The following is a 14,893-nucleotide window of genomic DNA, read 5'->3' as shown; positions in this document are numbered from 1 at the left end:
GACATGAAATCAATCGATAGGAACTGCATCACCCATCAAAGTTCTTCATCGATCACGACATGCCTGCGGTTGAGATGGTGCGGATCGACACAATCCGAGGGCGTTGCGATCGTCTTTGAGTCGTGAAAGGTGAAATGCGGGCGGAAAACCGCGCCGCACCCACCTGATGGCTCAGTCCTCGCCGTGATTGGCAATCATCATTGCTTCGAAGGCGAGCCGGTCGACCTTGCGCATGCGCTCGGATTCGGACTTCAGCTGGCCGCAGGCGGCCAGGATGTCGCGGCCGCGCGGCGTGCGGATCGGCGAGGCGTAGCCCGCCTGGTTGATGAAATCGGCGAATTTCTCGATCTGCTCCCACTCGGAACACTGGTAGTTGGTGCCCGGCCAAGGGTTGAACGGAATGAGGTTGATCTTCGCCGGCACGCCCTTCAAGAGCTTCACCAGTTCCTTGGCGTCCTCGAGGCTGTCGTTGACGTCCTTGAGCATCACATATTCGAAGGTGATGCGGCGCGCGTTCGACAGGCCCGGATAGGCGCGACAGGCATCCATCAGTTCCTTCAGCGGATATTTCTTGTTGATCGGCACTAGCATGTCGCGCAGGTCGTCGCGCACCGCATGCAGCGAGATCGCCAGCATGACACCGATCTCGTCGCCGGTCCTATAGATCTCGGGCACGATGCCGGAGGTCGAAAGCGTGATGCGGCGCTTGGAGAGCGACAGGCCCTCGCCGTCGGAGGCGATCAACAGGGCGGTCTTGACCTCCTCGAAATTGTAGAGCGGCTCGCCCATGCCCATCATGACGATGTTGGTGATCTTGCGGCCTTCCGCCGGCACGATCGCGCCCTGGGGCGTGTCGCGCTCCGGGAAGTCGCCGAGCCGGTCGCGCGCGAGCAGCAGCTGCGCCAGGATTTCCTCGGCCGTCAGGTTGCGCACCAGCTTCTGCGTGCCGGTGTGACAGAAGGAACAGGTGAGCGTGCAGCCGACCTGGCTGGAGATGCAGAGCGTGCCGCGGCCCTCTTCGGGGATGTAGACCGTTTCGATCTCGACCGGGCGGCCGGCGCCGCGGGCGGGAAAGCGCAGCAGCCACTTGCGGGTGCCGTCGCCCGAGGTCTGCTCCTCGACGATCTCCGGCCGGGCGATGGTGAAATGCTGCTTCAGCATCTCGCGCATGTCCTTCGAGACGTTCAGCATCTCGTCGAAGTCGGAAACACCGCGCACGTAGAGCCAGTGCCAGAGCTGGCTGACGCGCATCTTCACCTGACGCTCGGGAATACCTTTTTCGACCAGGGCCTTGGCCATGTCCTCGCGCAACAGCCCGATCAGCGAAGGCTTCTCGGCCTGCGGTGCGATGCGCGCCTGCGGTGCCTTGACGGTATCCACCCGGTTCAAGATTTCAGTGGCTGCCATGCTCTGGTGTCCTGTCGTACAGAAAACGCCCGTCCGGAGAAGGGTCCGGAGATTGTCCTGATGCTCGAATTGAAATCGGTCGAGCCTTCAAGCGCGGCCAATAGGGCGCGGGGGCTCTTAATTTGCCGGGGCTGTAGCATTGTTTTGCTCAAGAGTCACGCGCAGGCGTCAATCCTGAATGCAAAAAGGCCGGCGTCAGGCGCCGGCCTTGTGTTCTGCCAAAGTGGCGAGAGCCTACTTGCAGGCTTCGATCTGCTTCAGTGCAGCCGAGATGCCCGACAGCGAATAGGCGTAGGTGGTCGTGGTGCCCTTGCGCGACTTGGCGTTGACCGACATCGCCTTGCCGGTCTTCATCGCGGCAACGAGCGCCGGCTCTTCAGCGGCGTTCTCGACCCAGGCAGAGTTGCCCTTGGTGAACATCACGAAGGTGCGGCCGTCGATGACGACGTTGACCTTCGAGTTCTCCTGCAGCGGGTAGCCCATCATGGCCTGCGGCTCGTAGCTGATGTTCTGGCCGGGGCGCTGGGAAACGAGGAAGAAGATGTCGCCGTGGTCGACGCCGGCCGGGCTCTTTTCCTTCGGAACCGACAGGACATAGCAGACCTTGCCGCCGCCGGAATTGTAGGAATAGGCGCCCCAGGCGTTGAACTGCTGGATGCGCGTCGGAGACTGGGCGGCAGCCATGCTGGCGGTTGCCAGAACGAGTGCGATTGCGGTTGCGATCTTTCTTACAAACATGAGGTCCTGCCGCTTTTCTTGCTTTTCGATCACCCGAAACAGGTCAGACGGGCGACGCGTAGTCATGATTTCAATTGTTGTGACTTAATTCAGGTTACCAAACCGTCAACGAGGGCCAAAATCCGCTGGTTTCAGCCCCGAAACGAAGCATTTGTCGCCTTCGCTCCAGCATCCGCAGATCTGCCGTCCGTCAATTTTTTGGAGCGCTCTTCCGGCGTCGAGTGTTCGGCGCCTCGAACAGCTCTTCCGGATCGTTTCCTGCCCCATGCCATTCCAAACAACGCGCGTCTCAACCAAGACGTTTCGATGCGTGTCGTTCCAAAATGTCTATGCCACAAAGAATTGGGCAAGAGTTTGACTTTTGGGCAGGAATACGGCGGACACACGGACGGACCGCATTTTCCGCGGTCATTCCTCGGGATTGTCGGCCAGCGTCTCGTCGGCCTTGAGGTAGTGGGCTTCCTTGATTTGCCCGCTGATGGCGGCAAAGGCGGCAGTCAGAACCGCGACATCATCGGAAAATCCGACGACGGCGAGCACATCGGGAAGGAAGTCGAGCGGCAGCACGAAATAGGCCAGTGCCGCCAGCAGGATGCCGCGCGTGCGCGTCGGCGTCTTCGGGTCGATCGCGCAATAATAGGCAGCCACGAGTTCCCGGCTGAACGGTATCTGCCGGGCGGCGCGGCGAAAGGTCGGCCAGAAGCGTCGCTTGACGCGCTTTTCCCTGCGCTCCTGTTCGGATTCTTCGCCGGGCAGGAGAATTTCACCAATCTTTACGTCGTCCATCGCCTCGCTTCCGATGTTGCAACGCTCAACAATATGGGAAGTGCCAGATCCATTTCAAAATCTATTTCAAATGGTCGGGCATGCGGCCGGCCGCAGCCTTGTCCATTCTGGCAGCCAGCTTGAAGTCCAGTTCGGTGAGGCCGCTGGCGTCGTGCGTCGTGAGCGTCACGTCGACGCGGTTGTAGACGTTGAACCATTCCGGGTGATGATCGAGCTTTTCGGCAACGATCGCCATCTCCGTCATGAAGCCGAAAGCCTCGACGAAATTCTTGAAGCGAAAAGCTTTCCAGATGGAGGCGCCGTCTTCGGCGCGCACCCACCCTTCCATCTTGTGCAAATGCTCGGCGATTGCCGCCTCGTCGAGTTTCTCCGGCCTCATCCGTTCCTCCCTTTCACCGCGTCTGTTCCAAGGCTGTGCCGCCGCGTATAAGTCGGCTGGCCTCTTATCTCCTTGAAATGGATAGCATGAAACCGGTCCGAATTCTTTTTGTTTGTCTCGGCAATATCTGCCGGTCACCTCTGGCTGAAGGCGTGCTGCGCGAGCTCGCGGCGCAAAAGGGTCTGGCGTCACAGATTTCTGTCGATTCTGCCGGTACGGGTGGGTGGCATATCGGCGATCCACCGGACCGCCGGTCGATCGAGGCGGCGCGCCGGCACGGCATCGACATTTCCGGCCTTCGCGGGCGCAAGGTTTCAAAGGCCGACTTTGCGGCGTTCGACCTGATCCTCGGCATGGATGGGGAGAACGTCAAGACGCTTCGCCAGCTCGCGCCGGCGGGGCTTGAAGACAGGATCGATCTGTTTCTGAGCTACGCTTCGGGGCGGGACCAGGACGTTCCTGATCCCTATTATGACGGTCCCGAAGCGTTCAAACGCCTTTACCAGATGTTGGAGGCCGGATGCTCGTCGTTGCTGGAAAGGCTCGAAGAGCGGACTTCGTGAAGCGGAAACACCTCTTCGGTGAGGTAGGGGCCGCCGCCGACGGAATCGCGCGACGACAAAAGCACGAAACGTGAGACGGTGAAGGGTGAGGCCATGAAGTTGCCGCGTCCGGAGAGATATTCGACCACATCCTCGACGCGGCTGGAGCGCAGCCTTGCAAGCGTGACATGCGGCGTGAACTTGCGCGGGTCGGCCGGCAGCCGCAGCCTCTGGCAGATGCGCTCGATTTCGGCCTGCAGCGCGTACATTTCCGGGTGATTGCTGACCCCAGCCCAGACCGAGTGTGGCTTCTTCGAGCCGAAGGCGCCGGTGCCGGTCAGTTGCAGCTGGAATTCCGGTCTTTCGATCCGGTCAAGCTTGTCGATGATCTCGTCTGCGGTGCGCCAGTCGACGTCACCAATGAAGCGCAAGGTGATGTGGTAGTTCTCCACATCGATCCAGCGAGCTCCGGGAAGACCTCCGCGCAGCAATGAAAGACTCATCGCAACATTGCGCGGAATTTCGAGGGCGGTGAATAGTCTCGGCATGGCGAGCTCCCCGAATCTCTTGCAGATGTCTCAGCGAATCACGCATCGAGTCTGCAGGCAACTACTATTTGACGCTTGCGAATATTAACACTCTCTTAACTGTGGATGATTTGTTCACTCCGCCTTTGACAATGTTGCAATGAAACGTTCGACCACGGGCAGCGCCTTATCGACCATCGTGCCGACGCCGTTGCCGTTCGGGTGCATGCCGTCCTCAAGCTTGAGTGCTGCGTCGGTGACAACGCCGTCGAGGAAGAAGGGGTAGAGCTGCAGCCCGTATTTCTCTGCGAGTTCCGGATAGATCGGATTGAACCGGGCGGCATAGTCGGCACCCATGTTCGGCGGCGCCATCATGCCGGCGAGCAGCACGGCGATGCCGCGCTCCTTCAATCGTGAAATCATCGCCTCGATGTTCTTGCGGGTTTCTTCCGGCGGAATGCCGCGCAACGCGTCGTTGGCGCCAAGCTCCAGGATGACACCCTTGGTGCCGTCGGGTATCGACCAGTCGATGCGCGCAAGGCCGCCTGAGCTGGTGTCGCCAGAAACGCCGGCGTTCGCCACCGTGACATCGAGGCCCTTTTGCTTCAACGCCTTTTCAAGCCGGGCCGGGAAGGCATCCTCGGGAGGCAGCTGATAACCCGCCATCAGGCTGTCGCCGAAGCCGACGAGGCTGATCGTTTCGGCCCGTGCTGCCGCCGATAACGCAATTGTCATTGCGAGCCCCAAGAAAAACCGTTGAAATCCTTTTAATGCCATGGGTCTGTTCCTAAATCGCGGGTGCTGTTTTCTTATTCCCTTTCCGTTTCATATAGGATTGTTTCGCTTGGCCAGTACCATCATCGAGCTCAAAAATGCCGACCTCACCCTCGGCGAAGCCGCGGCCTCGGTGCATGTGCTGAAAGGCATGAGCCTGACAATCGACGCCGGCGAGTCCGTCGGCATCGTCGGGCCTTCCGGTTCGGGCAAGTCGACGCTGCTGATGGTGCTGGCTGGCCTTGAACGGCTGGACCGCGGCGAAATCATTATCGACGGCACGCCGCTGCACCGGCTGAACGAGGACAGGGTCGCCGACTTCCGCGGGCGCAACATCGGCATCGTCTTCCAATCCTTCCACCTCATCCCCAATATGACAGCCCTCGAAAACGTTGCCGTGCCGCTCGAACTCGCCAATGTTCCCGGCGCCTTCGAGATCGCGCGCAAGGAGCTTGTGGCCGTCGGCCTCGGCGAGCGCTTGAGCCACTATCCCGGCCAGCTTTCCGGCGGCGAGCAGCAGCGCGTGGCGATCGCCCGTGCACTCGCGCCGTCGCCGAAGCTGCTGATCGCCGATGAGCCGACCGGCAATCTCGATGACGAGACGGGCCGGCAGATCGCCGATCTGCTTTTCGCCGAACAGCGTGACCGGGGCATGACACTGGTGCTGGTCACCCATGACGCAGCGCTCGCGGCCCGTTGCTCGCGGCAGGTGCGGGTGCGCTCCGGCGAGATCATTTCCAGTGGCGCGTTCGAACCGGTCGTCGAAACGCAGCGCCAGGAAGCGGCATCCGCATGAGCGAGGCCCTCGCGATCCGACTGCGCCCACTGCTCGCCCTGCGGCTGGCGTTGCGCGAAATGCGCGGCGGCCTCAAGGGGTTCTATATCTTCCTCGCCTGCATCGCGCTTGGCACGGCGGCGATCGCCGGCGTCAACTCGCTGTCGCAATCGATCACCGCGACGATCGCGTCCCAGGGGCGCGAGCTGCTTGCCGGCGACATCCGCTTCGAGCTCAACAACCGGGTGGCAACGACAGAGGAGCGCGCGTTCCTCGACGGGCTCGGACCCGTCTCGGTTTCAGCGGGCCTTCGCTCCATGGCGCGTTTGCCCGATGGATCGAACCAGGCACTCGTCGAGTTGAAAGCCGTCGATGCAGCCTATCCGCTCTATGGCAAGCTGGAAAGCCAACCGGATCAGCCGCTTGGCAGTCTGCTGGCGCGGCAGGGCGACGTGTTCGGTGCGGTGGCCGCACCGCTGTTGCTTGATCGCCTCGGCATTTCCGTCGGTGATGAAATCCTGCTGGGCAATGCCCGCATCAAGATTTCAGGCAAGATCGTGCACGAGCCGGATGCGCTCTCCGACGGATTCGGCTTCGCACCGCGCCTGATGGTTTCGGATGAAACGCTCAACGCATCGGGTCTCGTGCAGACGGGAAGTCTTGTCGAACACGGCTACAAGGTGAAGGTGAGCGATCCGACCCGGGTCGACGCGGTCCGCGGCGACGCCGAGACGCGCTTTCCGTCGGCCGGCTGGTCGATCCGCACCAGCTCCAACGCGGCCCCGTCGCTGACCGCCAATATCACCCGTTTTTCGCAGTTCCTGACGCTTGTCGGGTTGACGGCCCTGATCGTCGGCGGCGTTGGTGTCGCCAATGCCGTGCGCGCCTATCTCGACCAGAAGCGCAGCGTCATAGCCACCTTCAAGTGCCTGGGTGCGCCTGCCTCGCTGGTGGCGATGATCTATCTGTCGCAGATCCTCCTGATCGCTCTGATCGGCATCGCCATAGGGCTTGTTCTCGGTGCGCTCATTCCCTTCGTCGCCGCACAGTTTCTTGCCGATCTGCTACCGATTTCGACGGAGTTCAGGCTCTATCCCGGTGCGCTCGGCATCGCCGCCCTGTTCGGCGTGTTGACGGCGCTTGCGTTCGCCATCCTTCCGCTCGGCCGCGCACGCGGCATCCCGGCGACAGCGCTCTTTCGCCAGCAGGGCTTCGACCCCTCGGGCTTTCCCGCATGGCCCTATCTGGTCGGCGCGTTCGCCTGCCTGGGCGCGCTTGCAGGACTTGCCATCTGGACCGCCTATGACCGCTACATCTCGCTCGTGTTCCTCGGCGCGATCGCCTTCGCCTTCATCGTTCTGCGTCTCGTCTCGCTGCTGATCTCATGGCTTGCGCGCCGTAGCCCGCGCGTCAACTCGCCGTCGTTACGGCTGGCGATCGGCAACATCCATCGACCGGGCGCGCTCACGCCTTCGGTGGTGCTGTCGCTCGGCCTCGGTCTTGCGCTTCTCGTCACGCTTGCGTTGATCGACGGCAATCTTCGGCGCGAACTGACCGGCAGCATGGCCGAGCGGGCGCCCAATTTCTTCTTCGTCGATATCCAGGGAAGCGAAATCGAGGGGTTCCGCGCGCTGCTCAACGGATCGATGCCTGATGGCAAGGTCATCGAAGTGCCGATGCTGCGCGGCCGTATCGTCGCCTTCAACGGCGAGGACGTGAACAGTCGCAACGTCCCGCCGAGTGGCCAGTGGGTGCTGCGCGGCGACCGCGGCATCACCTATGCCAAGAACAAGCCGGAGAATTCGACGCTTGCAGAAGGCAGCTGGTGGGCGCCCGACCATAGCGGCGAGCCGCTGGTGTCGTTTTCGGCGGAAGAGGCGCGCGAGCTCGGATTGAAGATCGGCGACATGGTGACGGTCAACGTGCTTGGCCGCAACATCACCGCCAAGATCGCCAACTTCCGCAATGTCGAATGGGAATCGCTGTCGATCAACTTCGTGATGGTATTCTCGCCCAACACCTTTGCCGGCGCTCCGCATGCGTGGCTCGCAACGGTGATCGATCCCGGCGCGACGCCGGAGGAGGAGGCGACGGTGCTGAAAGCCGTGACCAACGCCTATCCGACGATCACCAGCGTGCGGGTAAAGGATGCTCTCGACATTGTGAACGCGCTTCTCGGGCAGCTGGCAACGGCGATCCGTGCTGCCGCCGCCGTCGCGCTCGTCGCCTCCGTCCTGGTGCTGGCCGGCGCGCTTGCTGCCGGCAATCGGGCGCGCATCCACGATGCGGTGGTGCTGAAGACGCTGGGCGCCACGCGCGCCACGCTGATCCGTGCCTTCAGCTACGAATACATCATCCTTGGCCTTGCAACCGCGGTCTTTGCGCTGTTTGCGGGCGGCGTCTCCGCCTGGTACGTCGTCAGCCGGATCATGAAGCTGCCGTCGAGTTTCCTGCCGGATGTTGCGGTTGCCACGGTCGTCATTGCGCTGGTGATGACTGTTGGCATCGGGCTTGCCGGCACCTGGCGTGTGCTGGGTCAGAAGGCGGCGCCGGTCCTGCGGGAGCTCTGAGCGGACGGAGTTAACCGTAAATCCCTGTCATACAAGGCCATAAACGCCCAGGCTGTGCCGAATCACGGGTCTGAAGGTCTTGTACGCAAGGGCTTTCGGCATCATATTTATCCACAGGCATGCTGGAGCCCCGCAGCGGCGCCTGGGCATGGGATGATGGCCGATCGGTCAGGTCATCCGCCCGACACCGTAAGTTCAACCGGGGCTTAAATGAGGAAACAATGGCTGATCTGAGAAACTACCAAACCCGAATGTCGCCCGCCGGCGCTCAGGCGGGTGCCGTGATCGACGAAGGCCTTCGCACCTACATGCTGAAGGTCTACAACTTGATGGCCCTCGGCCTGGCGATCACCGGCCTGGCAGCTTACGGAACATTCGCGCTTGCCGTCTCCAATCCGGCATTCGCCCAACTTCTCTATGCGTCGCCCCTGAGATGGGTCGTCATGCTCGCTCCGCTGGGTCTCGTGTTCTTCATGAGCTTCCGCATCAATAGCATGAGCGTTTCTGCCGCGCAGATGACGTTCTGGGTCTATGCGGCCCTGATGGGCGTTTCGCTGTCGTCGATCTTCATGGTCTTTACCGGCCAGAGCATCGTGCAGACGTTCTTCGTGACCGCCGCCTCGTTTGGTGCACTGTCGCTCTACGGCTACACCACGAAGAAGGACCTGTCCGGCATGGGCTCGTTCCTGATCATGGGTCTGTTCGGCGTCATCATCGCGTCGATCGTCAACATCTTCCTCGGCTCTTCGGCACTCGGCTTCGCAATCTCCGTGATCGGCGTGCTGATCTTCGCAGGCCTCACCGCCTACGACACGCAGAAGATCAAGGAAATGTACTACGATGCCGACGACAGCACCGTTGCTGGCCGCAAGGCGATCATGGGCGCGCTGACGCTCTACCTCGACTTCATCAACCTGTTCATGTTCATGCTGCAGTTCATGGGCAACCGGAACAACTAAGCCTGAAGAGATTGACGGAAAAGGCGGCTTCGGCCGCCTTTTTTGTTGCCCGGAAAAGGGCTTGATCCACGGGTGCGATCCATGTGACTGAATGAAAAAATCCAACCGTCAAGATCCTTCCATGTCCCTGACCCTGCGCGACGCCACCGTCTCCGATCTGCCCACCATTGCCGAGATCTATCGCGAATCCGTTCTGAACGGCGTGGCGACCTATGAGGTCGCGCCTCCGTCGCAGGCGGAAATGGCAGCGCGCTTCTCCACCATCGTCGGCCATGGTTATCCCTACATCGTCGCGATCGACGCGGCGGGCATGATCATCGGCTACGCCTATGCCTCGGCCTTCCGCACGCGGACGGCCTATCGCTTCCTGGTCGAGGATTCGATCTACCTGGCGCCTTCGGCACGGGGGAAGGGGGCAGGAAGGATGCTGCTCGCCGAGCTTGTTCGCCGCTGCACGGCGCTTGGATTTCGCCAGATGGTGGCGGTCATCGGCGGTGCCCATCCCGCATCGATCGCGGTCCATCAATCATTGGGTTTCGAACATCATGGGCTGATGAAGGCGACCGGCTTCAAGCATGGACGGTGGCTCGATACCGCGATCATGCAGCTTGCGCTGGGCGATCGAGCGACGAGCGATCCGCCCGAGGGCGTCTACCCGGATACGCTTTATCAAGCCTGAGGGCAGATGTCAGCGAAGCCAGAGCCGGCATGTGGGCCTGACTCTCCGATCGTTCCGATGTGGCGTCTCAGGTTTCGACCAGCTTGAGCGCCTTGTCGAAAACCTTCAGGACCTGTCCGAGCTCGTGCCCGCGCTTCAGAATCGTGCCGTGGACGTTGAGCACGCTAAAGGCACCTTGCTTGGCCGCCAGCTTCGGGTTTTTTTCGATGCGGAAGAGAGGCATCTCGCCCGCGCGCTTGAAAACGGAGAAGACGGCGCGGTCCTTCAGGTGGTCAATGGCGTAGTCGCGCCATTCGCCTTCGCCGACCATGCGGCCGTAGACCCACAGGATCTGGTCGAGTTCTCGGCGGTGAAAGGTGATGGGAGGAGCATTCCGGGCGTTCTTGTATTCCGAGAGATCGACGACCACTTCAGAAGTGGTCTGGCGCTGATGTCGCGCCTCGCCTCGCGGCAAATCCGGCTCATCGGTCATCGGCAATCCGGCCTTCTGTTGTGACAGAACGATAACAGTTTGCCTGACACGAGCCGAAAAGCAAGCCGGAACCGGCCGGAGCCGCTGGGTGCAGATGGCATTTCTTGCCTCTGCCCCATTTCAGTCAAATCGCCGCCCCAATTCACCGCAAAACTCGCGGGCGCTGACGGACAGAGTCGTTGCCACCGTATGTCCGGTCAGATCGTCATGCTGCGTGACCTTCAAAGAACGCAGTCATGGCCGGTTCGGTCCGGTAACTTCGAACCCTCAGCCCCAGCCCCTCGATGCTGCCGGGCCGAACCACCCCTTACAGCGCCGCGCGTCAAGTATGACGCGCAAAGGACGCTGTAATGGTTCAGGCATGCCGCCTATTTTCCCTAAATCGATTCCGACTTAAAGCGTCCTGCAGCCGCTCACAGTTTGCCCTGCGGGCCGGCGAGCACGGCAGTCGCGCCGATGATCGCGCCCGGGGTTTCAGCATCTTTCATCGACTGCAACAGCACCGCGCAGCCGCTTTTGCCACGCTGCTCCGTCAGGACGGTTGCAGGCAGGGTGAAGGTCGCAGGCTTGCCATCCCACATGCCAATGGTCTGGATATCGCGCACTGCGTGCCAGTAGGCGATCTTCTTGCCGCTGTTTTCGCCTTTCTCGACATTGACGATCTTCGCCCGGTCGAAATAGACGACGACGACATTTGCCTTGCCGTCACCCGCGCCGACCTTGATCGAAATCTCCTCGCCGTTGATCTTCGCGTCAACCGGAACGGCAAGCCCCTTGCCGGCGGTCTTCATGGCGTCGAGCCGGGATTTGATCGCCTGCAGATTGGCGCCGTTGACGTGGTCGCGACCGTTGAGGATCGCCTGCGGTGTGTAGACGCCATTTCGACCCAGCATGCGGGCATAGGCATATTGCCGGTCTGTGTTCTCTGTCGAGGCGAGCGTGTCTTTCCAACCGAGATAGTTCCAGTAGTCGACGTGATAGGACAGCGCCACCACGTCGCCGTCATCGACCAGCTTCTTCAAGGCGGCATCGGCTGGAGGGCAGGAGGAACAGCCCTGGCTGGTGAAGAGTTCGACGACGCCTTTGATAACCTTGCCATCCTCAGCCATAGCCGGAACCGACGCTGCAGCAAAAAGCCCGAAAGCCATTGCAACGGGGCGAAGGAAATATCTGTCTGCGAATGTCATGGCGTCACTTCATTGGCGGCCGACAGGCCTACTTCACGGGGAAGTCCATTACATACGACGCCGATGCTTCAACGGGAAGTCACGTTGGAGTGAGGATATGGGCAGGCAACCTATAGGAAACGTGAAAAGGCCGGGACACCTTGCGGTATCCCGGCCTTTCAATGTTTCAAGCAACCAGAGCGATCAGGCGGCGAGGTCGCGCAGAACCGTCTGCAGGATGCCGCCATTGTTGACGTAGGTGACTTCATCGAGCGTATCGATGCGGCAAACGAGCGGAACGTCCTTCACGCTGCCGTCGCCATAGGTGATCTTGGCGACGCGCTTTTCGCGCGGCTGAACGTTGGCGAGATTGTCGATCGTGACGATCTCGTCGCCCTTCAAGGCCAGCGATTCCCAAGTCGTTCCCTGTTCGAAGACGAACGGGATGACGCCCATGCCGACCAGGTTCGAGCGGTGGATACGCTCGAAGGACTGGGCGATCACGGCCTTGACGCCGAGCAGGTTGGTGCCCTTTGCAGCCCAGTCGCGCGACGAGCCATTGCCGTATTCGACGCCGGCGAAGATGACGAGCGGAACGCCCTCTTCCTTGTACTGCATGGCCGCATCGTAGATCGACATCTCTTCCTTCGACGGATAGTGGATGGTGTAGCCACCTTCCTTGCCGTTCGGGCCGAGCATGTGGTTGCGGATGCGGATGTTGGCAAAGGTGCCGCGCATCATCACCTCATGGTTGCCGCGACGCGTACCGTACTGGTTGAAGTCGGCGACGCCGACGCCATGGTCGATGAGGTACGAACCGGCCGGCGAAGCCGCCTTGATCGAACCGGCCGGCGAGATGTGGTCGGTGGTGATCTTGTCGCCGAACAGGCCGAGAACGCGAGCACCCTTGATATCGGAGATGCCCAAGCCGGACTTGCCCATGCCAACGAAGTAGGGCGGGTTCTGCACGTAGGTCGAACCATCGTCCCAGGCGTAGGTCTGGCCCGGAGGAACCTGAACGGCCTGCCAGTTTTCGTCGCCCTTGAACACGTCGGCGTACTTGGTCGCGTAGAGTTCGCGGGTCACGTACTTGAAGATGAACTCCTGGATTTCCTTGGAGGTCGGCCAGATGTCCTTGAGGAAGACCGGGTTGCCGTCCCGATCTTCGCCGAGCGGCTCGTTGGTCAGGTCCTTCTGAACCGTTCCGGCGAGTGCATAGGCGACGACGAGCGGCGGCGAGGCGAGGTAGTTGGCCTGAACGTCCGGCGAAATACGGCCTTCGAAGTTGCGGTTGCCGGAGAGAACGCCGGCGGCAATCAGGCCCTTGTCGTTGATCGTCTTGGAGATCGGGGCCGGCAGCGGACCGGAGTTGCCGATGCAGGTGGTGCAGCCGAAGCCGACGAGGTTGAAGCCAAGCGCGTCGAGGTCCTTCTGCAGGCCCGACTTGGCGAGGTATTCGCCGACGACCTGCGATCCCGGTGCAAGCGAGGTCTTGACCCACGGCTTGGACTTCAGGCCCTTGGCAACGGCGTTGCGGGCGAGAAGGCCGGCGGCGATCAGAACCGACGGGTTGGACGTGTTGGTGCACGACGTGATCGCAGCGATGGCAACGTCGCCATGGCCGAGATCGAAGTCGGTGCCTTCGACAGCGTAGCGGTTCGAAAGCTGGCCCGGCTTCTTGTAGTCGCCTTCGAGGGCGGTTGCGAAACCGGATGCAATGCTTTCCAGCGGGATGCGGCCTTCCGGACGCTTCGGACCGGCCATGGCCGGAACAACGTCGCCGAGGTCGAGTTCGAGCGTGTCGGTGAACACCAGCTCGGAGCCGTCACCATCGCGCCACATCCCTTGAGCCTTGGAGTAGGCTTCGACCAGCGAAATGCGCTGTTCTTCGCGGCCGGACATGGTGAGGTAGTTGATGGTTTCGCTGTCGACCGGGAAGAAGCCGCAGGTGGCGCCGTATTCCGGACCCATGTTGCCGATGGTGGCGCGGTCGGCGAGCGTCATGTTGTCGAGGCCGGGGCCGAAGAATTCGACGAACTTCGAAACAACACCCTTCTTGCGCAGCATCTGCACGACCATCAGCACGAGGTCGGTCGCCGTCACGCCTTCCTTGAGCTTGCCCGTGAGCTTGAAGCCGATGACCTCGGGCAGCAGCATGGAGACCGGCTGGCCGAGCATCGCGGCTTCAGCCTCGATGCCGCCGACGCCCCAGCCGAGAACGCCGAGGCCGTTGATCATCGTCGTGTGGCTGTCGGTGCCGACGCAGGTGTCCGGGTAGGCCGTGATTTCGCCGTCTTCTTCACGGGTCCAGACAGTCTGGCCCAGATATTCCAGATTGACCTGGTGACAGATACCGGTGCCGGGCGGCACGACGCGGAAGTTCTTGAACGCCTGCTGGCCCCACTTCAGGAAGCGGTAACGCTCGCCGTTGCGCTGGTATTCCAGCTCGACGTTGCGGGCAAAGGCGTTCGGAGTGCCGAATTCGTCGACGATAACCGAGTGGTCGATGACGAGGTCGACGGGCACCAGCGGGTTGATCTTTTCCGGATCGCCACCAAGCGACACCATGGCGTCGCGCATGGCAGCGAGGTCGACAACGGCGGGAACGCCGGTGAAGTCCTGCATCAGAACGCGGGCCGGGCGGTAGGCGATTTCGTTTTCGGCGGTGCCCTTGTCGTTCAGCCAGGCTGCGACGTTCTCGATGTCCTTCTTGGTGACGGAGCGGCCGTCTTCGTTGCGCAGCAGGTTTTCGAGCAGCACCTTCATCGAGTAGGGGAGCTTCGAAACGCCGGCAAGACCGTTCGCCTCAGCCTTGGGCAGGCTGTAATAGACGTAGTCGACACCGTTGACGGTGAGCGTGGAGCGACAATTGAAACTGTCTAGGGACTTGGACACTGGATAATACCCCGTTCCGTCTGATCGCCAAAAACTGACGTACGAACGCCCGAGCGCAATGAAGCGCGAATTGGGATGCGGGTGCGGCCATTTCCGCTGTCCGTACGTGGAAATTCATTCCATGTTCGGCGCTAGGATGAAATTCACGCCGACCGCTGGCGTGTTGGCCGCCTTATAGATAATTTCTCCAAATCGTGCCAGACCAACCAAGGTCCAATCGGGAC

The 14,893-nt window shown here is 61.3% G+C and carries 14 protein-coding genes; 5 read left to right on the top strand and 9 right to left on the bottom strand.

Going from position 1 to position 14,893, the window contains the following annotated elements:
• Window positions 1-171: 171 nt before the first annotated feature.
• The 4 genes from rlmN to ASD03_RS33670 all read right to left on the bottom strand — a co-directional run bounded on the left by rlmN (window position 172) and on the right by ASD03_RS33670 (window position 3,310).
• Complete coding sequence (gene rlmN, locus ASD03_RS33685; protein WP_025425201.1) at window positions 172-1,407, bottom strand: 23S rRNA (adenine(2503)-C(2))-methyltransferase RlmN; 1,236 nt, start codon at window positions 1,405-1,407, stop codon at window positions 172-174.
• Window positions 1,408-1,641: 234 nt separating this feature from the next.
• The gene (locus tag ASD03_RS33680) at window positions 1,642-2,145 is read right to left on the bottom strand and encodes an invasion associated locus B family protein (protein ID WP_025425200.1); all 504 of its coding nucleotides are present in this window, start codon (window positions 2,143-2,145) and stop codon (window positions 1,642-1,644) included.
• Between the two features lie 408 nt (window positions 2,146-2,553).
• Window positions 2,554-2,931, bottom strand: a complete 378-nt coding sequence (locus tag ASD03_RS33675; RefSeq protein ID WP_025425199.1) for a YkvA family protein — start codon at window positions 2,929-2,931, stop codon at window positions 2,554-2,556.
• Window positions 2,932-2,992: 61 nt separating this feature from the next.
• Window positions 2,993-3,310, bottom strand: coding sequence for a 4a-hydroxytetrahydrobiopterin dehydratase (locus tag ASD03_RS33670; RefSeq protein ID WP_025425198.1), 318 nt, complete (start codon window positions 3,308-3,310; stop codon window positions 2,993-2,995).
• 86 nt (window positions 3,311-3,396) lie between these two features.
• Between ASD03_RS33670 and ASD03_RS33665 the strand changes: the two genes are divergently transcribed.
• On the top strand, window positions 3,397-3,873 hold the full coding sequence (locus tag ASD03_RS33665; RefSeq protein ID WP_025425197.1) for a low molecular weight protein-tyrosine-phosphatase: 477 nt from the start codon (window positions 3,397-3,399) through the stop codon (window positions 3,871-3,873).
• Here ASD03_RS33665 and thpR read toward each other — a convergent pair.
• Window positions 3,810-4,400, bottom strand: a complete 591-nt coding sequence (gene thpR, locus ASD03_RS33660) for an RNA 2',3'-cyclic phosphodiesterase (protein WP_025425196.1) — start codon at window positions 4,398-4,400, stop codon at window positions 3,810-3,812. The two genes, ASD03_RS33665 and thpR, sit on opposite strands and share 64 nt — an antisense overlap.
• Window positions 4,401-4,514: 114 nt before the next feature.
• Window positions 4,515-5,156 (bottom strand): arylesterase, encoded by a 642-nt coding sequence (locus ASD03_RS33655; protein WP_025425195.1) that lies wholly within the window; start codon window positions 5,154-5,156, stop codon window positions 4,515-4,517.
• A 67-nt stretch (window positions 5,157-5,223) separates the two neighbouring features.
• Between ASD03_RS33655 and ASD03_RS33650 the strand changes: the two genes are divergently transcribed.
• From ASD03_RS33650 to ASD03_RS33635, 4 genes are all read left to right on the top strand, one after another.
• A complete protein-coding gene (locus tag ASD03_RS33650; RefSeq protein ID WP_025425194.1) occupies window positions 5,224-5,949 on the top strand; it encodes an ABC transporter ATP-binding protein in 726 nt (241 codons plus the stop codon).
• Entirely contained in the window at window positions 5,946-8,498 is a 2,553-nt protein-coding gene (locus ASD03_RS33645; protein WP_057218359.1) for an ABC transporter permease, read from the top strand. Before ASD03_RS33650 ends, ASD03_RS33645 begins: the two co-directional genes overlap by 4 nt.
• Before the next feature lie 221 nt (window positions 8,499-8,719).
• A complete protein-coding gene (locus ASD03_RS33640; protein ID WP_025425192.1) occupies window positions 8,720-9,457 on the top strand; it encodes a Bax inhibitor-1/YccA family protein in 738 nt (245 codons plus the stop codon).
• A gap of 121 nt (window positions 9,458-9,578) precedes the next feature.
• Window positions 9,579-10,136, top strand: a complete 558-nt coding sequence (locus ASD03_RS33635) for a GNAT family N-acetyltransferase (RefSeq protein WP_025425191.1) — start codon at window positions 9,579-9,581, stop codon at window positions 10,134-10,136.
• 67 nt (window positions 10,137-10,203) lie between these two features.
• On the opposite strand, the gene ASD03_RS33630 is transcribed toward ASD03_RS33635, so the two are convergent.
• The 3 genes from ASD03_RS33630 to acnA form a co-directional block, all read right to left on the bottom strand.
• On the bottom strand, window positions 10,204-10,608 hold the full coding sequence (locus ASD03_RS33630; RefSeq protein WP_038576579.1) for a DUF2794 domain-containing protein: 405 nt from the start codon (window positions 10,606-10,608) through the stop codon (window positions 10,204-10,206).
• 413 nt (window positions 10,609-11,021) lie between these two features.
• Entirely contained in the window at window positions 11,022-11,795 is a 774-nt protein-coding gene (locus ASD03_RS33625) for a thioredoxin family protein (RefSeq protein ID WP_025425189.1), read from the bottom strand.
• A gap of 183 nt (window positions 11,796-11,978) precedes the next feature.
• Window positions 11,979-14,669, bottom strand: a complete 2,691-nt coding sequence (acnA, locus tag ASD03_RS33620) for an aconitate hydratase AcnA (RefSeq protein WP_025425188.1) — start codon at window positions 14,667-14,669, stop codon at window positions 11,979-11,981.
• Between the last annotated feature and the right edge of the window lie 224 nt (window positions 14,670-14,893).

Origin of the sequence: Ensifer sp. Root127, from assembly GCF_001425225.1 — a bacterium.
Lineage (GTDB): Bacteria > Pseudomonadota > Alphaproteobacteria > Rhizobiales > Rhizobiaceae > Ensifer > Ensifer canadensis.
This window is presented reverse-complemented; position numbering and strand designations above follow the sequence as displayed.